This window comes from Sphingopyxis sp. (assembly GCF_050725615.1).
Lineage (GTDB): Bacteria > Pseudomonadota > Alphaproteobacteria > Sphingomonadales > Sphingomonadaceae > Sphingopyxis.
The window spans coordinates 1-19,334 of the sequence record NZ_JBOHHU010000032.1; the positions used below are offsets into that span (position 1 = coordinate 1).

Annotated in this window: 20 protein-coding genes and 1 pseudogene; 12 read left to right on the top strand and 9 right to left on the bottom strand. The window is 66.3% G+C overall.

Features of this window, described 5'->3' with window-relative positions; translation table 11 throughout:
* From ACREB7_RS09455 to ACREB7_RS09475, 5 genes and pseudogenes are all read left to right on the top strand, one after another.
* Window positions 1–429 (top strand): annotated as a pseudogene (locus ACREB7_RS09455) (P-type conjugative transfer protein TrbL); the annotation flags it as partial.
* Between the two features lie 2 nt (window positions 430–431).
* Window positions 432–1,115, top strand: coding sequence for a conjugal transfer protein TrbF (trbF, locus tag ACREB7_RS09460; RefSeq protein WP_431592020.1), 684 nt, complete (start codon window positions 432–434; stop codon window positions 1,113–1,115).
* On the top strand, window positions 1,091–1,963 hold the full coding sequence (trbG, locus tag ACREB7_RS09465; RefSeq protein ID WP_431592021.1) for a P-type conjugative transfer protein TrbG: 873 nt from the start codon (window positions 1,091–1,093) through the stop codon (window positions 1,961–1,963). Before trbF ends, trbG begins: the two co-directional genes overlap by 25 nt.
* Entirely contained in the window at window positions 1,960–3,168 is a 1,209-nt protein-coding gene (locus ACREB7_RS09470) for a TrbI/VirB10 family protein (protein ID WP_431592022.1), read from the top strand. Before trbG ends, ACREB7_RS09470 begins: the two co-directional genes overlap by 4 nt.
* Window positions 3,165–3,386: a DUF2274 domain-containing protein gene (locus tag ACREB7_RS09475; RefSeq protein WP_431592023.1), complete on the top strand. Its 222-nt coding sequence runs from the start codon at window positions 3,165–3,167 to the stop codon at window positions 3,384–3,386. The genes ACREB7_RS09470 and ACREB7_RS09475 overlap by 4 nt, the downstream gene beginning before the upstream one ends.
* Window positions 3,387–3,691: 305 nt before the next feature.
* Here ACREB7_RS09475 and ACREB7_RS09480 read toward each other — a convergent pair whose 3' ends face one another.
* The 6 genes from ACREB7_RS09480 to lnt form a co-directional block, all read right to left on the bottom strand.
* Window positions 3,692–4,912: a tyrosine-type recombinase/integrase gene (locus ACREB7_RS09480; RefSeq protein ID WP_431592024.1), complete on the bottom strand. Its 1,221-nt coding sequence runs from the start codon at window positions 4,910–4,912 to the stop codon at window positions 3,692–3,694.
* 131 nt (window positions 4,913–5,043) lie between these two features.
* The gene (trmB, locus tag ACREB7_RS09485) at window positions 5,044–5,757 is read right to left on the bottom strand and encodes a tRNA (guanine(46)-N(7))-methyltransferase TrmB (RefSeq protein ID WP_431592025.1); all 714 of its coding nucleotides are present in this window, start codon (window positions 5,755–5,757) and stop codon (window positions 5,044–5,046) included.
* A 47-nt stretch (window positions 5,758–5,804) separates the two neighbouring features.
* Window positions 5,805–6,887 (bottom strand): hypothetical protein, encoded by a 1,083-nt coding sequence (locus ACREB7_RS09490; protein WP_431592026.1) that lies wholly within the window; start codon window positions 6,885–6,887, stop codon window positions 5,805–5,807.
* A gap of 60 nt (window positions 6,888–6,947) precedes the next feature.
* Window positions 6,948–7,925 carry a hypothetical protein gene (locus ACREB7_RS09495; protein WP_431592027.1) on the bottom strand — a complete coding sequence of 326 codons (978 nt, stop codon included), beginning with the start codon at window positions 7,923–7,925 and terminating at the stop codon, window positions 6,948–6,950.
* 68 nt (window positions 7,926–7,993) lie between these two features.
* Window positions 7,994–9,214, bottom strand: a complete 1,221-nt coding sequence (gene metK / locus ACREB7_RS09500) for a methionine adenosyltransferase (RefSeq protein WP_431592028.1) — start codon at window positions 9,212–9,214, stop codon at window positions 7,994–7,996.
* 49 nt (window positions 9,215–9,263) lie between these two features.
* The gene (gene lnt / locus ACREB7_RS09505; RefSeq protein ID WP_431592029.1) at window positions 9,264–10,901 is read right to left on the bottom strand and encodes an apolipoprotein N-acyltransferase; all 1,638 of its coding nucleotides are present in this window, start codon (window positions 10,899–10,901) and stop codon (window positions 9,264–9,266) included.
* A gap of 104 nt (window positions 10,902–11,005) precedes the next feature.
* Here lnt and ACREB7_RS09510 point away from each other — a divergent pair, with 104 nt between their 5' ends.
* Window positions 11,006–12,082 carry a hypothetical protein gene (locus ACREB7_RS09510; protein ID WP_431592030.1) on the top strand — a complete coding sequence of 359 codons (1,077 nt, stop codon included), beginning with the start codon at window positions 11,006–11,008 and terminating at the stop codon, window positions 12,080–12,082.
* Window positions 12,083–12,088: 6 nt separating this feature from the next.
* Here ACREB7_RS09510 and ACREB7_RS09515 read toward each other — a convergent pair whose 3' ends face one another.
* Genes ACREB7_RS09515 through ACREB7_RS09525 form a run of 3 tightly spaced genes read right to left on the bottom strand, consistent with a single transcriptional unit; the run spans window position 12,089 to window position 13,762 of the window.
* Window positions 12,089–12,511 (bottom strand): DUF2141 domain-containing protein, encoded by a 423-nt coding sequence (locus ACREB7_RS09515; RefSeq protein ID WP_431592031.1) that lies wholly within the window; start codon window positions 12,509–12,511, stop codon window positions 12,089–12,091.
* The gene (locus ACREB7_RS09520) at window positions 12,459–13,211 is read right to left on the bottom strand and encodes a sterol desaturase family protein (RefSeq protein ID WP_431592032.1); all 753 of its coding nucleotides are present in this window, start codon (window positions 13,209–13,211) and stop codon (window positions 12,459–12,461) included. Before ACREB7_RS09520 ends, ACREB7_RS09515 begins: the two co-directional genes overlap by 53 nt.
* Complete coding sequence (locus ACREB7_RS09525) at window positions 13,208–13,762, bottom strand: N-acetyltransferase family protein (RefSeq protein ID WP_431592033.1); 555 nt, start codon at window positions 13,760–13,762, stop codon at window positions 13,208–13,210. Before ACREB7_RS09525 ends, ACREB7_RS09520 begins: the two co-directional genes overlap by 4 nt.
* A gap of 48 nt (window positions 13,763–13,810) precedes the next feature.
* On the opposite strand from ACREB7_RS09525, the gene crtY reads away from it, so the two are divergent.
* The 6 genes from crtY (at window position 13,811) to ACREB7_RS09555 (ending at window position 19,302) form a co-directional block, all read left to right on the top strand.
* Complete coding sequence (gene crtY / locus ACREB7_RS09530) at window positions 13,811–14,965, top strand: lycopene beta-cyclase CrtY (protein WP_431592034.1); 1,155 nt, start codon at window positions 13,811–13,813, stop codon at window positions 14,963–14,965.
* Window positions 14,962–16,452, top strand: coding sequence for a phytoene desaturase (locus ACREB7_RS09535; protein ID WP_431592035.1), 1,491 nt, complete (start codon window positions 14,962–14,964; stop codon window positions 16,450–16,452). The genes crtY and ACREB7_RS09535 overlap by 4 nt, the downstream gene beginning before the upstream one ends.
* A 95-nt stretch (window positions 16,453–16,547) precedes the next feature.
* Window positions 16,548–17,129 carry a TIGR00730 family Rossman fold protein gene (locus tag ACREB7_RS09540; protein WP_431592036.1) on the top strand — a complete coding sequence of 194 codons (582 nt, stop codon included), beginning with the start codon at window positions 16,548–16,550 and terminating at the stop codon, window positions 17,127–17,129.
* 84 nt (window positions 17,130–17,213) lie between these two features.
* A complete protein-coding gene (locus ACREB7_RS09545; protein ID WP_431592037.1) occupies window positions 17,214–18,215 on the top strand; it encodes a phytoene/squalene synthase family protein in 1,002 nt (333 codons plus the stop codon).
* On the top strand, window positions 18,212–18,790 hold the full coding sequence (gene pnuC, locus ACREB7_RS09550) for a nicotinamide riboside transporter PnuC (protein WP_431592038.1): 579 nt from the start codon (window positions 18,212–18,214) through the stop codon (window positions 18,788–18,790). The genes ACREB7_RS09545 and pnuC overlap by 4 nt, the downstream gene beginning before the upstream one ends.
* Window positions 18,787–19,302, top strand: a complete 516-nt coding sequence (locus ACREB7_RS09555) for an AAA family ATPase (protein WP_431592039.1) — start codon at window positions 18,787–18,789, stop codon at window positions 19,300–19,302. The genes pnuC and ACREB7_RS09555 overlap by 4 nt, the downstream gene beginning before the upstream one ends.
* The last annotated feature ends 32 nt before the right edge of the window (window positions 19,303–19,334 follow it).

Consider the following 19,334-nt stretch of genomic DNA (forward strand, 5'->3'; position numbering starts at 1 on the left):
CTCGCTGCCGGCGCGGCCGGCGCGACGCTCGCGGGAGGAGCGGGCGCCACCGCAGCGCGCGGCGCCGCTTCAGCAGGAGCGCGCGGCGTCGGCAGCGCCTCGGCGGCCTATTCCGCGGGAGCGGCCGGGAAGGGCGGTGCGGGCGCGGTCGGCTCGGGCCTTGCCAATGTGGCCCGAAGTGCCGCGAGCGGCGCCGCATCACCGCTCCGCCGCGCCGCTCAGAAGCTGAGAGCCGACTTCGAGGCCGGACGCAGTGGGCCCGCCGAGAGCGCTGGGGCTTCACCGCCTGCCGACGGTCCTCCCGCATGGGCGGCCGCGATGCGCCGCCGACAGATGATGACACAGGGCGCGACCATCGGTGCCCACACCTTGAAGAGCGGCGATAGCCATGGCGGCGGCTCGGCGCCGGATATCAGCGAAAAGGACTGATCATGTTCAAGAGACCCAGCAATCACTATGGCCGTACGCCCGAGCCGGTCACGCCCTATCAGCGTGCCGCGCAGGTCTGGGACGACCGCATCGGGTCGGCAAGGGTGCAGGCCAAAAACTGGCGGCTCGCCTTCTTCGGCTCGCTTCTCCTCTCCGGGGGGCTTGCGGGCGGTCTCATCTGGCACTCGGCGCGCGGCACGATCACGCCCTGGGTCGTCGAAGTCGACAAGCTCGGCGAGGCCCGCGCCGTCGCGGCGGCGGACGAGGATTATCAGCCGACCGATCCGCAGATCGCCTTTCACCTCGCGCGCTTCATCGAGCATGTCCGCTCGATTCCCGCCGATCCCGTGGTGCTGCGGAAGAATTGGCTTGCTGCCTATGACTTCACGACCGCGGCGGGCGCGCAGGCGCTCAACGACCATGCGCGGAACAACGACCCGTTCGCCGAGGTCGGCAAGCTCCAGGTCGCGGTCGATGTCTCGAGCGTGATCCGCGCCTCGAAGGACAGCTTCCGGATCGCGTGGAGCGAACGGCGCTATCAGGATGGCAGCCTCGTCGAGACCTCGCGCTGGTCCGCGATCCTCACCGTCACCCATGTGCCGCCGCGCACGCCGGACGCGCTTCGCCGCAACCCGCTCGGCGTGTTTGTGTCCGCTATTTCATGGTCGAAGGAGCTCAACCAATGAACGCAATTTCCCGCATTTCGCTGCTCGCCGGCGCCGCCGCTTTCGGGATGGCGTTGCCGTCGGTTGCTGCAGAAATCAAGGATCCGAAGCAGAATGTGGGCCGGGCCAATGACGCCGCGCGCGTGCAGCCCGATCGCGCGACCTTTCTCAACGCGATCCAGAAATATGCATGGGCGGAGGGCGCCTTGTTCCAGGTCTATGCGTCCCCCGGGCAGATTACCGACATCGTGCTGCAGGAAGGCGAGGAGTTGGTGGGACCGGGACCCGTCGCTGCCGGTGATACGGTGCGCTGGATCATCGGCGATACGGTGAGCGGTAGCGGTGCGGCCCGCCGCGTGCATATCCTCGTGAAACCAACGCGGCCCGACATCATGACGAATATCGTCATCAACACGAGCCGGCGCACCTATCATATCGAGCTGCGCGCGACGCCATCGACCTACATGGCCTCGGTGTCCTGGTCCTATCCCGAAGCTGAGCTGATCGCTTTGCGTACCGCCGAAGCCGAGCGTGAGCGGGCGGCCCCGATCGCGGCGGGGCTCGATCTTGCCACTCTCAACTTTCGCTATCGCCTTTCGGGCGACAAGCCTGACTGGCGCCCGGTCCGGATCTTCGACGATGGTCGACAAACTTTTGTCGAGTTTGACGACGATATCGGAACGCGCGAGATGCCGCCGCTGTTCGTTACCGGTTCGAAGGGCGAGGCGGAGCTTCTCAACTATCGTGTCCAGGGACGCTACATGATAGTCGACCGACTGTTCGAGCGCGGTGAACTGCGGATGGGTGCCGGCCGCGCGGCGCGCAGGGTGATCATCGAACGCGCCTCGCGCGGCGGTGGTCGCTCATGAGCGCGCCGGAACAGGACAAGGCGATTGAGGCTGAGCCTGCAGCTGCCCCCGCCTCCGGTGCCGAAGCCTTCCAACTCGGCGCGGAACCTCCAAAGGTTATGCGTCTCTCGCGCAAGGCGCTCGCCATCATGGGCGGTGCTGCGGGAATCGCGATCGGTGGTGCGCTGCTCTACGCACTCCAGTCTTCGGAACCGAAGGTAGCGGAAAACCTCTATAGCAGCGAGCGGGCAAACCGGTCCGAACTCGTCACCGGTGCGCCAGGTGATTATGACAAGATACCGAAGCTCGGGAACCCGCTTCCTGGCGATCTCGGGCGGCCGATCCTGACGGCGCGTGAGAGGGACGAAGCAGGGCCCGTCGCGGCTATTGACGCGCCGGTGCCCGATCCAAAGCAAACTGCGGTCGAACAGGCCCGCGTGCGGGCTGCGCAGGAGCGGGACAGCGCGCGCGCCAGCCAATTATTTCTTGGTAGCGGAGCGTCAGGTCCGTCGTCGCTGCCGGTGCTTGCAGATGCGGCGTTGCCACCTGCTGCCAGCGATCCGGCAGTCCGCCAAACCGCGGCGGATAAGCGAAAGGCCTTTCTCGTTGGCGGCGGCGAGAGACCGACGGAAAGCGCGGCTCGGATCGTCGCGCCCTCGTCGCAGCACGTGCTTCAGGCGGGCAGCGTGATCCCGGCTGCCCTCATCACGGGCATCCGGTCCGATCTCCCCGGGCAGATCACCGCGCAGGTCACCCAGAATATCTATGACAGTCCTACCGGCCGCATCTTGCTGATCCCGCAGGGCGCGCGGCTGATCGGGGAATATGACAACGAGATCGCCGACGGGCAAAGCCGGGTCCTCCTCGTCTGGGAAAGGCTCATCCTTCCGGGCGGACGGTCGATCGCTCTAGATCGCCAGCCGGGCGCCGATGCGACGGGGCAGGCGGGGCTCACCGATCGCACCGACCATCATTGGGGCCGGGTGCTACGTGCAGCGCTCGTTTCTACTTTGCTCGGTATCGGCGCCGAAGCGGGAACGGGCAGCGACGGTGTTCTGCTCCGAGCGCTTCGCGACGGGGCGCAAGACAGCGTGAATCAGGCAGGGCAGCGGATCGTCGAGCGCGAAATGAAGGTGCCGCCGACGCTCACGATACGTCCGGGTCATTCGCTGCGCGTGATCGTGACGCGTGATCTCGTCTTCGAGACCAAGAGCAACGAAGGATGAGCGCGCTCCGCCTCGGTCCGATTATCGACGACAAGCCGGTCAAGCTGACCATCGAACTTCCCGGAAGCCTGCACCGCGATCTCCTGACCTATGCCGAGATCCATGCCAAGGCGACGGGCCTCGCCGAGCCGCTGGCTCCCGAAAAGATCGCGGTTCCGATGATCGAGCGCTTCATCGCGGCCGACCGTGGTTTCGCGAAAGCTCGGCGGCAGCGTTGAGAGGCGCAAACCGAGCGCCTGGGCTTCGCGGGGAGCACGCTTTTGTGGAAACCAGATCCACGTCGCTTTTGGCGTTTTCGTACAATTTCTGGGATTCGCCAGCACCTAAGGCCGCCTGGCGACCCAGAAGAGCTCGTCTTTCTTGCAAAGGCTGGATCTTCATTCCTGTGCCCGCCCGGCTCCTGTCGGGCGGGCCCTTTTTTTTCCTCGTGCTGAGATGCCTTCGGCTTTCCATTTCTGGACGGGCGGGTTGCGCAAGTGTCATTGTCGAAAGTTCGGATTCGATGCTGGAAGGATCTGACAAGTTAACCGCGCGCGGCTGACCTAGCCGCAAGGATGATTGAGGAAACATGATCATTCCACAGCTTCAGCGCTTCCTGCTTTTCCTCCTTCCAATCGTGGCGCTGGTATATTCCGGCTACGCCCGCGCGGGATCCGCCCACATGGTTCAGAACGGCTTCGGTGACTTCGAAGCGGATACCGAGCCGCTGGAATCCTGTTGCGAGCGTGCGCCTCAGATCATGCAGACGCCAGTCTGGCACTGGCTCGCCGCCGTCCTGCGATAAGAGCAAAACCAGCTTGTTTTTGCCCTTGCTGTAGCCCGTGAATGCGCCACCGCGTGCCGTCGCGAACAGCTTCCCGGCACGCGGCCATTTAGCCGTGCCGGCCATCTGATCCAAAACGGCAACCGCTAGATCGTTCAGTGGTATCTGGTTCGACTTGCCATTCTTTGCCCGCTCCTTTGGCAAGGTCCACATACGTTCGACTTGGTCGACTTCCTCCCAGCGGAGCGACGAAACTTCCTCTCGCCGCTGGCCGGTGACGATCAACAGCCGTATGATCGGGCCGAAGCAATGGTGCGTGTGGGGCGCCGCGAGCCAGACACGCGCGAGCTCCTGGTCGGACAGCCAGCGGTCGCGCGGCGTAACGGCAGGCGGTGTCTCCATCCCCTCCATTGGACTGCGGTCGATATCCCCGCGGCTCACCGCCCAGCGAAACAGCCGGCGTATTACCGCAAAGACGTTTCGGATATTGCCTATTTGCTCCCGGGGCATCCGGTCGATCACCGCAACAATATCGGACCGGACAAGCCGGGGCAGGGGTTTGGAACCCAACACCGGCTTCACATGCAGTCTCAGAGCTTGCTCCGCGAGCCGCTTCCAACCTTTGCCAACGCAAGACTCGACAAACCGATCGGCATAATTGTCGAATGCCAGATCTACCGCCTCACGTCGACGCTGCCGCTCTGCCTCTCCGGGATCTGTGCCGTGGGCGACGAGTATGAATAACCGCTCTGCCTCGGCTCGCGCTGTGGTTGGCGTCCAAGGCGAGCCGTGACTGCCGATGGTATATCGGCGGGTCTTGGATTCTCGTCCGCCCATTCGAAATTGCAGAACATAAGAAACGGCCCCGGATTTTGTTCGCTTGGCGCCAAAGCCTCTTATGCTATCATCCCAAAGGATGTCATTTTCGCTACTTGCGATGAGAGCATCGATAGAGCGTTTCGTGATCTTTCCGCGTGCCATAAATGGTCTCCCAATACGGCGTTTCCAGCAATCACCGGGCAATCACCGTGACGGAAATTGCCGCGTAATTGGGGAAAAGATAGCATAGGGAAGAGCTAGAAAAAACTAGCCTTTTCAACTCTATAGCACTCTTATCTACGCCTCCAGCGGAAATACCAGACCTCATGCCCCTGCGCGCGCGCCTTCGCCTCATAGCGCGTTTCGGGCCAGCCGGCGGGGCGGGTCTGGAAATCATTGGCGTCCTTCGCCAGCCATTCGAACTGGTGACGATGGCGGCGCATCACCATCAGCGCATGTTCGAGGTAGATCGGATGGTCGGTGCCGAAACGGAACTCGCCGCCGGGCTTCAGCTTGGCCGCGATCAGGTCGAGCGGGCCGTCGTTCATCATCCGCCGCTTCGCGTGGCGCGCCTTTGGCCAGGGGTCGGGGTGGAGCAGATAGGCGAAGCTCAGCGCGCCGTCGGGGATACGCCGCAGCACCTCCAGCGCGTCGCCGTGATGGATACGGACATTGCCCAGCGGCAGGCCGGCGCCATGGTCGCCCGCGACATGGACCAATGCTTGGGCAACGCCGTTGATAAAGGGCTCGGCGCCGATGAAGCCATGGTCGGGCAGCATGTCGGCGCGCCCCGCCATATGCTCGCCGCCGCCGAAACCGATCTCGAAATGCAGCGGCCGGTCATAGCCGAACAGCGCCTCGGCGGTGACCTCGCCCTCCAGAGGCACCGCGATCTGCGGCAGCAGCGTATCGACCAGATCCTGTTGGCCCGCGCGCAGCGGTTTGCCTTTGGATCGGCCATAGAGGCGGTTGATCGTCGTCGGATCGCCGGGCTTGTAAGCAGTCATGGCGCGCGCGTTAGCGCGGTGTCCGGCGCGGCGAAAGCGCTTAATCCCTATTTGATGTCGCTGTTGATCTGGACGGCACGCTCTTTCCCCCAGGTCGTCACGGTGCTGGTGCGGCGGTTCGCATTGACGATTTCGGCGGCGCGCTCGGGCGACGGCAGCCGATCCTGCGCCATGAAATTCACATCCTCCGCCGCCGTGTGGAGCGTCACGCTGTAGCGCGGTTTCGCCTTTTTGCCTTCCAGTTCGGCCATGATCGCATTTACGCCGGACAGTCCGACCGACACGCCATTGCCGTTGTCGCCGAAGGTCAGCAGATAGGCATCGGTCGCCGCGTCCGCGCGATAGGTCGCGATATTGTTGCTCAGCTGATCGTCGCGGCACCACTGAACCGGCGTCGTCGAGGCCGGTTCCTTCTGGATCGAATCGTCGCCGGCCGCCGCCGAAACCAGCGCCGCCGCTAGTATCTCTTCCATGCCGCCACCGGCCAGATCCTTCGATTTCTTGTCGAAGGCGAGGGGCGTGGGGCAGGGCACGACCGGCAAAGCGGCGAGGGCGGGAGACATTTGCGACGGCCACTGGATTTCGCCGATCACGCGGTCGATCAGCGCGTCGAGCTCGGCCGGGGTGCGCTGGCGCGACGAGATTCGAAGCTTGGCATACCAGTTGCCGACCGGAACGAGCGCCACGCCCGTGCTCGTGAAAAACCCGCCGTCGCCCTGCGGCGCGTAGACCGCGCGCAGGCCGCTGGCCACCGTCTGGCCCGGCAAGGCGAAGGCGCGCGGCGGCCCGGCCAGCTTGGGCGCGCCATAGATGTCGCGATTCTCGATCGCCCATTGCGCCTGCGCGAACCACACCGGCGCCGCGCCATTGGTGTTGCGAAAGACATAGAAGGAAATGAAATCCTCGGCCCCGTCGGGCTCGAACGACAGGCCGACGTCGAGTTCGTCCTGCGCATAGGCCTTGGCCTTGGTCAGCGCATTGCCGCCCAGCGCCGGCGGCACAATGATGCCGCTATGGGCGTGGGTCCAGGCCTCGCCATGCTTGATCGCCAGGTCCTGCTGCGCGGCGGCAGGTGAGCCGAGCGCCAGCGCACCCGCGACAATAAGACCTTTAATCCAACGACTTCGCATGACTGCCCCCTCCGTTCGCGCCGCGACGCTGTCAGAACGGGAGGGCGATGGCAAGCCGCGTCAGCGCGCCGGCCAGGTTTCGACCATCGCGACCGCACGTTCGGCGGCGACCAGGTCGAGGATGCGTTGCGGTGCGGGCATATCGGCCTGGGCGACGAGCGTGAAGGTCCGGTTCGCGCCGATCATATTGGCCGAATAATAGGTCGCGCCGGCGGCGCCTTGCGGTTCGACCGCGAACGCCTTGCCATTGTCGCCGGTCGCCAGCAGGTAACGGTCGCGCGCGCCGTCGGGGCGGTACACCGCCTGATTGCCGCGCACGACATGGTCGAGGCACCAGCGCGCGCCGACCATCCGCGCCGCCGCCGTCTTGACCCCCGCCGTCAGGCTCGCGTCGGGCAGCGCCGAGTCGGCGGCGTCGGCGGCAAAGGCCAGCTTCGGCGCGCAATCGGCGATCGGGCGGACGGCGAGCGCGGTGCCGCGCGGCAGCGTGAGTTCGCTCAGCACCCCTTCCATCCAGTCCGACAGGTCGGCCGGGGTCAGGCTCGCCGAATTGGCGCGCAGCTTCACATACCAGTCGCCGACCGCGAACAGCGCGACCCCGGTGCTGCGGAGACCCTCGACCCCTACCGGTGCAAACACCGCCTTGATCCCGCTCGCGCTGCCTTGTCCGGGCGGGGTGAAGGCGACGGGCGCGACGGCGAGCGGCGGATCGGCGAGGTCGGTGCGCAGGCCGATCGCGCGCTGCGCCTGTGCGAACCACAGCGGGACCGCGCCATTGGTGTTGCGGAAGATATAGACGGTGAGCGATTCGCGCCCGTCGTCCGACGCGAAACTCTGGCTGATGTCGAGTTCGGGGGCGACGAAGCTGGTGGCGCGCACGCGCGGCAGTTCGTCGAGCGCGGCCGGGATGGTGATGCCGCTATGCGCGTGCGTCCACGGCTTGCCGTCGGCGACCGCCAGCGGCTCCTGCGCCGCAGCGGGCGCCGCGACCAGCGCCGCCGCGATAAAAAATGCCCGATACCAGATACTTGTCATCATCGATCCCCCCGCTCCCAGCCGATAGCTGTCAGAACGGGAGGGCGATGGCAAGCGGGCCTGGCGGCGCCTTATGCGGCGAGCGCGGCCTTCAGCTTGTCGACGAGATCGGTGCGCTCCCAAGGGAAGCCGTCGCCGGTCGCGGTGCGGCCGAAATGGCCATAGGCGGCGGTCTGCTTGTAGATCGGCTTGTTGAGGCCGAGGTGGGTGCGGATGCCCTTCGGCGTCAGGCGCACGAGCTGCGGGATCACCGACTCCAGCTTGCCTTCGTCGACATTGCCGGTGCCGTGCAGGTCGACATAGATCGACAGCGGCTCGGCGACGCCGATCGCATAGCTGAGCTGGATCGTGCAGCGGCGGGCGAGGCCGGCGGCGACGATATTCTTCGCCAGATAGCGGGTGATATACGCCGCCGAGCGGTCGACCTTGGTCGGGTCCTTGCCGCTGAACGCGCCGCCGCCGTGCGGGCTGGCGCCGCCATAGGTGTCGACGATGATCTTGCGGCCGGTCAGCCCGGCGTCGCCGTCGGGACCGCCGATCTCGAAACGCCCCGTCGGGTTGATGTGATAGACGGTGTTCGCGGTGAGCAGCTCGGCGGGCAGCACGTCGGCGATGACGCCCTTCACATAATCGCGCAGCTCGGCATATTTCGCCGCATCGCCTTCGCCATTGTGGAAATAATAGCCCGGCGCATGCTGGGTCGACACGACGATCGCGGTCGCTTCGACCGGGCGTTCGTTGGCGTAGCGCAGCGTCACCTGGCTCTTGGTGTCGGGCTCGAGGAAGGGCGCGGTGCCGGCCTTGCGGTCGGCGGCCATGCGCTCGAGGATCTTGTGGCTGTAATCGAGCGTCGCGGGCATCAGGTCGGGGGTCTCGTCCGACGCATAGCCGAACATGATGCCCTGATCGCCGGCGCCTTCGTCCTTGTCGGCGGTCGCATCGACGCCCTGCGCGATATGGTCCGACTGGCCGTGCAGGTTGTTCTCGAAGCGGAAGGTCTCCCAGTGGAAGCCGTCCTGTTCGTAACCGATGTCCTTCACCGTGTTGCGCACCGTGGTCTCGATCTCTTCGAGCGCGCCCGGCGCCCATTCGCCATTTTCGAACACGCCCTTGCAGCGGATTTCGCCCGCGAGCACGACGAGCTGGGTCGTGGTCAGCGTTTCACAGGCGACGCGCGCTTCGGGGTCCTTCGACAGGAACAGGTCGACGATCGAATCGCTGATCTGGTCCGACACCTTGTCGGGATGGCCTTCGGACACGCTTTCGGAAGTGAAGAGGAAGCTGTTGCGCATGGGAGCCTTCTTGGATCGAATATAAAGGAAGCTTTATGTGTGGGCGCTGTTAACGCCCGCGCCGTCGAAAGGCAATGGCGAGCACGAGCAGGAGCAGCGCAAATCCGACGGGCAGCACATTGCCATGGCGCGCGAACAGCGTCGGTGCGTGCGCCGGCGGCAGCAGCGTGTCGATCCGCCCCGCCTGATGCATCGGGATTGATTCGCGCACCCATCCGTCGGCGTCGATCACCGCGCTGATCCCGGTCGGGGTCGAACGAACGACGGGTAGCCCCTCCTCGATCGCGCGCAGCCGGGCCTGCGCCAGATGCTGCGGCGGACCCCATGACCCGAACCAGGCGTCGTTCGACGGGTTGAACAGGAAAGCAGGACGGTGGTCACGGTCGACGACCTGGCCCGAAAAGATGATCTCGTAACAGACCTGCAGCCCAACCTTGCCGAAGCGGCCGAGGTCGAGCGTGTGCGGGCCGGGGCCGGGCCAGAAATCGATGTCGCCGGGCGCCAGCCGCGACAGGCCGATCGCCGACAATATCGGCCGCATCGGCAGATATTCGCCATATGGGACAAGGTGCGACTTGTCGTAGCGCGGGCCGAGCCTGCCGTCGGCGTGCACCGTCATCACCGCATTGCGCGCGCCGACCACATCGCCCGTCTTGTCGAGCTCGAGCTTGAGCGCGCCGAGCAGCATCACGTCGTCAGGGTTCATCAAGGCCACGAGCCGCCCGCGCGCTTCGGCGGGCGAGCGGTCATAATAGACCGGCGGATAACCGGTCTCGAGATAGTCGGGCACCGCCGCCTCGGGCCACAGGATCAGGCGCGGGGTGTCGTTCTTCGGTGCTGTGAGGCGCGCGAGCTTCGCGAAATTGGCGTCGGCCTTGGTGCCGACCCATTTGTCTTCCTGGCCCACATTGGGCTGGACGACGGTGATGGAGGTCGCGTTTCCGGGTATTCCACGCACATAATCGTCGCTCCGACTGGCCTTGTCCAAGAGCGCTACGGGCGCATTGAGCACCCCTACGGCAAGCCACCAAACAAAAAATTGTGCAAAAGGCCGACCCGCCAATGTCGGGTGGTCGGGCCTATGAAGATACTGCCACAACCAGATCATTGCACCGATCTGGGCGACCAAAATACCCGACGCGCCATAAGTGCCGACCCATCGGATAACGGCCGGACCGAAAAAATCCCGCAACATCACTACGGACAGCGGATTCCAGGCAAAGCCGGTGAACACCCAGCTGCGCAGCCATTCGGTCAGCGTCCAGAGCGCGGCAAAGGCGAGGATGAAGGAGACGGAGGCGGCTGTGCCCGCGCCGCCCTTGAAGCGCGCGACCATCCACGCGCCCCACGCCGCCAGCGCGGGATAGACGGCGAGATACAGCGCCAGCAACACCACCGCGATCCAGCCGAGCCAGGCGGGCATCGCTGCCTGATAGGTGAAGGCGGTCGCGATCCAGTTCAGTCCGATCGTGAAATGCCCGACGCCAAAGGCCCAGCCGATCCCGAAGGCGCGCCATCCCTTCGGGCTGCGCGCCACCAGCGCCATCCAGCCTGCCAGCGCGAGCAGGGTCAGCGGCGAGAAATGCAGTGGCGCAAAACCGGTCGCCGAAACGGCGCCGAGCAGCAGGGCGATCAGCTTGGGCCAGCGGTCGGCGAAAGCGGCGATGCGGGGGGATGGCGCGGTCACGCGCGCTGCTTTAGCGGCGCGGCGGTGCGCCCACAATGGCGCTTGCCAAGCCCCGGCGATTTCGCCAGCATTCGGGCGGGGTCGCGCCTTCACGGGAGGCGCTTATGTGGTGGGCGATGCTCGCGCTGCTGTCGGGCAGCCATGTCGATCTGGTCAATAATCCGGCGGACCTGCGCGTCTGTGCCGCCGCCGCCGAGCTGTCGGCGCAGCAGGCCGAACGCAAGGGCGCGGACGATTTCGACATCAGGCTGAACCGGATGGTGGCGAAAATCTATCTCGACCGGCTTCGCGAACTCGGCGCCGACGATGCGGCGGCGCTGGCGGCAGTGCAAAAGGGATTGGGCGACTCTCCCGACGAGATGGCGCTTTATGAGAAATGCCAGACGATCGTGATGGCGATGCCCGCCGACGGATCGTTGATCGAGGGGGCGGAGGCGGCCGATGCGATGGGCAATGGCGACGCGTCGGCGGCGGCGGACGAGGCTGCCGAAGCGGCCGAGGCGAGCGGGCCGGCCTATGACGGCGATACCCTGCTCGCCGCGCTGTCCGAACCGCGCCGTGGCGAGGTGCGCTGCGCGACGATCGCCAGCGCGATCATGTACGATGTCGGGCGCGGCGTGTCGGACAGGAGCTATGGGCTGACCACGGAAAGCGCCGAAACGCTGGCGGGGCGGCTGGCCGAGACGATCATGGCTGAAACCGGGATGAGCGAGGCCGAGGTCCGCGCCGCCTATAAGGCCGATTTCGAGGCCTTCACCTTCGGCCTGCTTGGCGAGGATCAGGATGAGAAGACGGCGCTGGCGACGGTCGAGGCCGGGATCGACCAATGCCGGATGCTCTACGACAGCATCGACCTGTCGGGTCACGGCGACGGCGTCGTCAGGGGATTGAGTCCCGCCGCGATGCTGGGCGGCGCTGCCGCGCCCGATGCGGCGCAATGCTATGCGATCATGGCGCGTTTCGTGCCGGGACTGCCCGAGGGGAGCAAGGAGGCGAAAGCGTTCGGCGACATCGTGGCGCGGCTCGAACAGCGGCATTATGCCGAGAAGGGGCAGACGGCCGAAGCTGCCGCCGATCTCGCCACCGCTGTCGCGAGCTTCGACGATGCGGCGTTCGAGGCCTTGCCGGAGGCGGAAGCCGAAACGCAGATGAGCTATTGCATGGAGATGGCGGGCCAATAGGCGCGCCTAGAACATATATTTCATCTTGATCGACTGGCTGGTGTCGCCGGTCACCGCAAAACTCGCCGATTTGAAGCTTGGCGGGCCGACGGTGATCGTCGGGTTGCGCGAGAAGCCGAAGCCTTCCTTGGGCAGGAAGATCGCGACGTCCATCTTGTTGTTGCTGTTCTCGTCATGGACGACGGCGATCGCATAGGTGCCGGCCGTCGGCGCGACGACCTTGAAATGGGCGGCGTCGGTTGCCTTTACCGCCATGCGCACCGACGCCTTGTCCTTGCTGCAATCGGGAAAGGCCTTGGGATTGGTGGTCAGGCACACCAGCACCTGGCCCTTCATGTTGCGCAGCCCGGTGATGCCGACCTCAACGCTCGGCGCCTCAACGCTCGGGGGCGGGGCGCTCGCGCCGGTCAGCAACGTCAAAGCGGCCAAGGCCCAGATCGGTGCCGCACGCCTTGTCCCAGAAGCGGAAATAAAGCCCATAATTCCCCCGGTAAGCGGCGTGATGCTGCTGATGATGCGTCGCGGTTATCAGCCAGCGCCCCGCCGGTCCATGAACAAGCGCGCGCGGGAACATCTCCCACCCCATATGATTGCCGACCCCCATGATCGTCATCACCGTCAGGACCAGGCCGAGGACCGCGACATGGATCGGGATCAGGAAGACGAGCGCCGGAATGACCACCGCGCCGGTGATCGCCTCGACGGGGTGGAAACTCATCGCCGCCCAGGCGGTCGGGGGGCGGCTGTCGTGGTGGACGGCGTGGGCGATGCGGAACCACTTGGGCTGATGCATCCAGCGGTGGGTCCAATAGAACCAGCTGTCGTGGATCAGCAGGTAAGCGAACAGGCTGACCGGCAGGGCCCAGAGCGGATAATCGCTGACGTCGGTGTAGATGCGCGTCCAGCCACGCTCCTGCCACCCCCAGGCGACGATGCCCGCGGGAATGCCATAGATTGCGGCGCTGGCGAGGCTCCAGCCGATCTCGCGCTTCATCTGCCCTTCCAGCCCGCGATAGAGGCCGGGATGGCGAAGCCGCGTCGCGAGCGCGAAACCGCCGCTGCTGATCAGATAGCGCACCCCGACGATCAGCGTCATGGCGAGCGCCGACAGGGCGATCCCGGCGCTCATGCCGGCGGCCTCGCCGTGCCGCACCCAAGGCTGCGCTGCATATAGACCGTGTCGAGCCAGCGCCCGTGCTTCCACCCCATGCCCGCGAGACGCCCGGCGTGGGTGAAGCCGCACGCCGCGTGCAGCGCGACCGAAGCGGGCTCGGCGCCGCCGATGACCGCGACCATGGTGCGGAACCCGCTCGCCTCGGCCGCGACGAGCAGCGCGTGCAGCAGCGCGCGGCCGACCCCGCGACCCTGCGCGGCGGGCGCGACATAGATGCTGTTCTCGCACGCCCAGGCATAGGCGGCGCGCGGGCGGAACTGGCTGGCATAGGCATAGCCGAGGAGCGTGCCGCCCGCATCGCGCGCGGCGAGGAAGGGCCAGCCTTTGGCGCGATGGTCGGCGATCAGCGCCTCGGTCGTGACGACGCTGCGTGGCTCGGTGTCGTAGCTCGCGGTGCCATGGGCGACATGATGGGCATAGATGGCGGCGACGGCGGCTGCGTCGTCGAGGGTGGCGGGTGCGATGCGCGGCGCGATCATGCGTTCGGGATAGCGGGTGCACGCCATGGCGCAATCGCTTTGCGCCGCCCGCGAAGCGCGGCTAGGACCGTAGGCATGACCCGCGCTTCCTCTTCCTGCGACATCGCCATCGTCGGCGGCGGGCTGGCAGGCGGGCTGGCGGCGCTGGCGCTGGCGGCGAAGCGCCCCGACCTCGATGTGCGGCTGGTCGAGCCCGAGGCGATCGGCGGCAATCACATCTGGTCCTTCTTCGACGGCGACATCGCGACACGCGACCGCTGGCTCGTCGCGCCGCTCGTGCGCCATTATTGGCACGGCTATGACGTCCATTTCCCGCATCATCGCCGCACGTTGCGCATGGGGTATAAGAGCATCACCGGCGAGGCGCTGGCCGAGGCGGTCGCGGCGGCGCTGCCCGCCGAGCGCATCATCGCCGACCGGGTCAAGCATGTGGCGCCCGATCACCTGCTCTTCGGTCGCGGCGGCCGGCTCGACGCGAAACATGTCATCGACGCGCGCGGCGCCGCCCATGTCTCGGCGCTGACCTGCGGCTGGCAGAAATTCGTCGGCCAAGCGCTGACGGTGAAGGGCGGCCATGGCCTCGCCCATCCGGTGGTGATGGACGCGCGCGTCGCGCAACTCGACGGCTATCGTTTCATCTATCTGCTGCCGCTCGATGAAGAGACGATCTTCGTCGAGGATACCTATTACAGCGACAGCCCCGATCTCGACGCCGAGCTGATCCGCGAACGGATCGGCGCCTATGCCGCCTGGCGCGAGTGGGAGGTCACCGGGGTCTCGCGCGAGGAAAGCGGGGTGCTGCCGGTGGTGATCGCCGGCGAGTTCGACCGTTTCTGGCCCGAGGGCGACAAGGTCGGTCGCATTGGCACCCGCGCCGGGGCCTTCCACGCGACCACCGGCTATTCGCTGCCCGATGCGGTGCGCACCGCCGCCGCGCTGCCGAAACTGGTCGATCGCAAAGACCTGCCGGCGAAGCTGCGCGAGCGTGCGGCGCGGGGGTGGCGGCGCCAGCGTTTCTACCGCCTGCTCGATGCGATGCTGTTCCGCGCCGCCGAACCCGCGCAGCGCGTGCGCATCTTCGAACGTTTCTATCGCCTGTCGCCGCGGCTGATCTCGCGCTTCTACGCCGGACAATCGACGCGCGGCGACAAGCTGCGCCTGCTCGCGGGCAAGCCCCCGGTGCCGGTCGGGCGCGCGCTGAGCGCGGTGCGGAAATTCGACTGGAAATGAGCCGGAAAGCCATCATCATCGGCGCCGGTTTCGGCGGCCTCGCGCTCGCGATCCGCTTGCAGTCGGCGGGGGTCGAAACAACGGTGGTCGAGGCGCGCGACAAGCCTGGCGGGCGGGCGTACCACTGGAAGCAGGATGGCTTCACCTTCGACGCCGGACCGACGGTGATCACGGACCCGCCGTGCCTCCATGAATTATGGGCGCTGACCGGGCAGGATATGGCGGCCGATGTCGATCTGGTCCCGGTCATGCCCTTCTATCGCCTCAACTGGCCCGACGGCACGAACTTCGACTATTCGAATGACGAGGCCGCGCTCGCCGCCGAGATCGCGAAGCTCAATCCGGCCGATGTCGCGGGCTATGCGAAATTCCTGACCTATTCGAAGGGGGTCTATGAACAGGGTTATGTGAAGCTCGGCGCGGTCGCCTTCCTCGACTTCGCGTCGATGATCAAGGCCGCCCCGGCGCTGATGAAATATCAGGCCTGGCGCAGCGTCTATGCGATCGTTTCCTCCTATGTGCAGGACGAACGGCTGCGGCAGGCCTTGTCCTTTCACACGCTGCTCGTCGGCGGCAATCCGATGACGACGAGCAGCATCTATGCGCTGATCCACACGATCGAGAAGGACGGCGGCGTGTGGTTCGCGCGCGGCGGCACCAATGCGCTGGTCAGCGGCATGGTGCGTCTGTTCGAGCGGCTTGGCGGCACGCTGCGGCTTGGCGATCCGGTGACCGGCATCGAGACGCAGGGCGACCGCGCGACCGGCGTGAGGGCCGCGAGCGGTTGGCGCGGCGACGCCGATATGGTCGCGACCAACGGCGACCTGATGCACAGCTACCGCGACCTGCTCGGCCACAAGCGCGGGGCCAAGGTCGCGAAAAGCCTCGCGCGCAAACGCTGGTCGCCCTCGCTGTTCGTCGTCCATTTCGGGGTGAAGGGCGATTATCCCGATATCGCGCACCACAGTATCCTCTTCGGCCCGCGCTATCGGGGGCTGCTCGACGACATCTACAGGAACGGCGTCGTGCCGAGCGATTTCTCGCTCTACCTCCACCACCCCAGCATCGCCGACCCCGGCATGGCGCCGCCCGGCCATGCGAGCTTCTACGCGCTCGCCCCGGTTGCGCATCTCGGCAAGGCAGAGGCCGATTGGGACGGCGATTTCGGGCGGCAGTTCGCCGATGCGATATTGGACGAGGTCGAGGCGCGCGTGCTCCTCGGCCTCCGCGCCAATCTCGTGACGCGCTTCCACTACACCCCGGCCGATTTCGGCCGCGACCTGTCGGCGCATCTGGGGAGCGCCTTCAGCCTCGAACCCGTGCTCTGGCAGAGCGCCTGGTTCCGCGCGCACAACCGCGACGATGTGATCGGCAATCTCTATTTCGTCGGCGCGGGCACGCATCCGGGTGCCGGTATTCCGGGGGTCGTCGGCAGCGCCAAGGCGACCGCTGCGCTGATGCTGGAATCCTCATCCCGTTCGGCCTGAGCTTGTCGAAGGGCCGTTCTTCCTTCAAAGCGCAGGAAGAAAGAGCGGGGCTTCGACAAGCTCGGCCCGAACGGATTTTTGAAAGCACCCCAGCGATGAAACGCCTTGCCGTCTATTGTGGCTCCGCCACCCCCGCCGACCCAATCTATATCGAAACCGCGCGCCATGTCGGCCGCACCCTCGCCGAAAAAGGGATCGGCGTCGTCTATGGCGGCGGCCGCCTCGGGCTGATGGGCGCGGTCGCCGACAGCGCGCTGGAAGCGGGCGGCGAGGTGATCGGGGTGATCCCCGATGCGCTCGTCGGCAGCGAGGTCGCGCATCGCGGCTGCACCGAGCTGCATGTCGTCAGCGGCATGCACGAACGCAAAAAGATGTTCACCGACCTGTCGGACGGCTTCCTCACCATTCCCGGCGGCGTCGGCACGATGGACGAATTATGGGAAGCGATCAGCTGGGCGCAGCTCGGCTATCATGCCAAACCCGTCGGGCTGCTCAACGCGGCGGGTTTCTACAATGAACTGATCGCATTCAATCGCCACATGATCGACGTCGGCTTCATCCGCCCGGCGCACGCCGGGATCATGGTCGTCGACGCCAGCCTCGAACCGTTGCTCGACAAGATGGCCGCCTATGAGCCGCACGCGCCGATCTTCGCGATGAAAGCCGACGATCTGTGAGAGCAGGGCGACGCGCTATCTTCTCCCCTCCCGCTTGCGGGAGGGGTCGGGGGAGGGCGTGTTTCTTTCCCAACGGCTTAAAACATGCCCTCCCCTAGCCCCTCCCAAAAGCGAGAGGGGGACTTTCGCTACGACCCCCAAACCCTCCACGGCTTCGCGCACGACAGCATCGCGCGCGGCTCGAAAAGCTTCGCGCTCGCCAGCCAGTTGTTCGACCGCGCAACGCGCGAGCGGGTGTGGCTGCTCTACGCCTGGTGCCGCGCCGCCGACGATTTGACCGACGGGCAGGACCATGGCGGCGCGATGACGGCGGGCCATGACGCGAAGGCCGCGGTCGCGCGCATCCGCGACCTGACCGACAAGGCCTATGCGGGCCAGCCGACCGGCGTTCCCGCCTTCGACGGGCTCGGGCTATTGCTCACCGAAATCGCCATCCCGCGCCCCGTCATCGACGACATCATCGCGGGTTTCGACCTCGACGCCGCCGACTGGCGGCCGCGCAGCGAACAGGATCTGCTGCGCTATAGCTATCATGTCGCGGGCGCGGTCGGGGTCGCGATGGCGCTGGTGATGGGGATCGACCCCGCCGACGAAACCACGCTCGACCGCGCTTCCGATCTCGGCATCGCCTTCCAGCTCGCCAATATCGCGCGCGACGTGGCGGAGGATGCCGCCGCCGACCGCTGCTACCTGCCGGTCGAATGGATGGTCGAGCTCGACATCCCGCCCGGCCAGCATATGCATCCGGCCTTTCGCCAGCGCCTGTCGGTGATGGCGAAATGGCTGTCCGAACTGGCCGAGGAATATGAGGCGTCGGCGCGCTGGGGCGCGCGCAAGCTGCCCCCGCGCAGCCGCTGGGCGGTGCTCGCCGCCGCCGGCATCTATGGCGATATCGCGCGCGAGGTGCGCGCGCGCGGTGATCATGCGTGGGACCATCGCGCCGGGACGTCGCTCTTCGCCAAGCTCGGCTGGGTCGCACGCGCCGGCTGGTCGGTGCTGCGCCGCCCGCCGCAACGGCGGATCAGCCGCGACGGGCTGTGGACGCGCCCGCGCGGAAACGGGCTCCGCCCGGGCGTGGCCGGATGAGCGAGCTGGAATGGCTGGCCGCCGCGCTGGTCCTCACCAATGTCGCGCTCGTGGCGTTGCGCAGCGTGTGGAACTACCCCTTCGCGCTCGTCGCGGTTAGCGTCTATGCGATCGTCTTTTTCGAGGCGAAGCTTTATAGCGACATGCTGCTCCAGGGCTTTTTCTTCGCGCTCAACCTCTATGGCTGGGCCGCGTGGGTACGGGCGCGCGCAGACGGCGGGGTGCCGGTCGGCTGGATGACCGACCGCGCCCGGATGGGCTGGGGACTGGCGACCGCCGCGGCCTGGCTCGGCTGGAGCTTTCTGATGCACCGCTACACCGACGCGGTCGCGCCATGGATCGACGGCGGCATCGCAATGCTCAGCATCACCGCGCAATGGCTGCTGGCGCGGCGGCGGGTCGAAAGCTGGTGGCTGTGGATTCTCGTCGACCTGATCGCGGTGCCGCTCTTCGCCTGGCGGGGCCTCTATGCGACCAGTGTCGTCTATGTCGTGCTGCTCGGGCTGTCGATCGACGGGCTGATCCAGTGGCGCCGCGCCGCTGCGACCGCCCATGCGGGCGATGTTTTCGCATGACGCGCCAGATCTGCCTGCACGGTGCCGAAAGTACCGGAAAATCGACCCTGGCGCCGCGACTGGCGAAGACGCTCGGCGGGGTGGTCGTTCCCGAATATGGCCGCGACTATGCCGAGGCGAACGGCACCGATCTCGACGCCGCCGACCTGCTGGCGATTTTTGACGGCCATGTCGCGGCAACGCGCGCGGCCTTGGCGGCGGGGCCCGACTGGCTGATCTCCGACACCGATCCGCTGATGACGCAGGCGTGGGCGGTGATGCTGCTCGGCGAGCGGCTGCCGGCGATCGATGCCTGGACCGACGTCGCCGACCTCTATCTCGTCCCCGCGATGGATCTGCCTTGGGAAGAGGATGGCACGCGCCTGTTCGGCAGCGATTCGGCGCGGCGGCAGTTCATGGAGGTGGCGATCGGCGAGCTCGACCGGCGCAAATTGCGCTGGGCGTGGGCCGAGGGTGCGGGCGATGCGCGGCTACAAAGCGCGCTGGCGGCGATTCAGGCGTCGGGACTTTAAAACGTCGTCATTGCGAGGAGCGAAGCGACGCG

Excerpts from the sequence above, each read along its gene's own strand:
- trbF (WP_431592020.1), top strand. The coding sequence starts at position 432 with ATGTTCAAGAGACCCAGCAATCACTATGGCCGTACGCCCGAGCCGGTC.
- trbG (WP_431592021.1), top strand. The coding sequence starts at position 1,091 with ATGGTCGAAGGAGCTCAACCAATGAACGCAATTTCCCGCATTTCGCTG.
- ACREB7_RS09470 (WP_431592022.1), top strand. The coding sequence starts at position 1,960 with ATGAGCGCGCCGGAACAGGACAAGGCGATTGAGGCTGAGCCTGCAGCT.
- ACREB7_RS09475 (WP_431592023.1), top strand. The coding sequence starts at position 3,165 with ATGAGCGCGCTCCGCCTCGGTCCGATTATCGACGACAAGCCGGTCAAG.
- ACREB7_RS09480 (WP_431592024.1), bottom strand. The coding sequence starts at position 4,912 with ATGGCACGCGGAAAGATCACGAAACGCTCTATCGATGCTCTCATCGCA.
- trmB (WP_431592025.1), bottom strand. The coding sequence starts at position 5,757 with ATGACTGCTTACAAGCCCGGCGATCCGACGACGATCAACCGCCTCTAT.
- ACREB7_RS09490 (WP_431592026.1), bottom strand. The coding sequence starts at position 6,887 with ATGCGAAGTCGTTGGATTAAAGGTCTTATTGTCGCGGGTGCGCTGGCG.
- ACREB7_RS09495 (WP_431592027.1), bottom strand. The coding sequence starts at position 7,925 with ATGATGACAAGTATCTGGTATCGGGCATTTTTTATCGCGGCGGCGCTG.
- metK (WP_431592028.1), bottom strand. The coding sequence starts at position 9,214 with ATGCGCAACAGCTTCCTCTTCACTTCCGAAAGCGTGTCCGAAGGCCAT.
- ACREB7_RS09510 (WP_431592030.1), top strand. The coding sequence starts at position 11,006 with ATGTGGTGGGCGATGCTCGCGCTGCTGTCGGGCAGCCATGTCGATCTG.
- ACREB7_RS09520 (WP_431592032.1), bottom strand. The coding sequence starts at position 13,211 with ATGAGCGCCGGGATCGCCCTGTCGGCGCTCGCCATGACGCTGATCGTC.
- ACREB7_RS09525 (WP_431592033.1), bottom strand. The coding sequence starts at position 13,762 with ATGGCGTGCACCCGCTATCCCGAACGCATGATCGCGCCGCGCATCGCA.
- crtY (WP_431592034.1), top strand. The coding sequence starts at position 13,811 with ATGACCCGCGCTTCCTCTTCCTGCGACATCGCCATCGTCGGCGGCGGG.
- ACREB7_RS09535 (WP_431592035.1), top strand. The coding sequence starts at position 14,962 with ATGAGCCGGAAAGCCATCATCATCGGCGCCGGTTTCGGCGGCCTCGCG.
- ACREB7_RS09540 (WP_431592036.1), top strand. The coding sequence starts at position 16,548 with ATGAAACGCCTTGCCGTCTATTGTGGCTCCGCCACCCCCGCCGACCCA.
- ACREB7_RS09545 (WP_431592037.1), top strand. The coding sequence starts at position 17,214 with ATGCCCTCCCCTAGCCCCTCCCAAAAGCGAGAGGGGGACTTTCGCTAC.
- pnuC (WP_431592038.1), top strand. The coding sequence starts at position 18,212 with ATGAGCGAGCTGGAATGGCTGGCCGCCGCGCTGGTCCTCACCAATGTC.
- ACREB7_RS09555 (WP_431592039.1), top strand. The coding sequence starts at position 18,787 with ATGACGCGCCAGATCTGCCTGCACGGTGCCGAAAGTACCGGAAAATCG.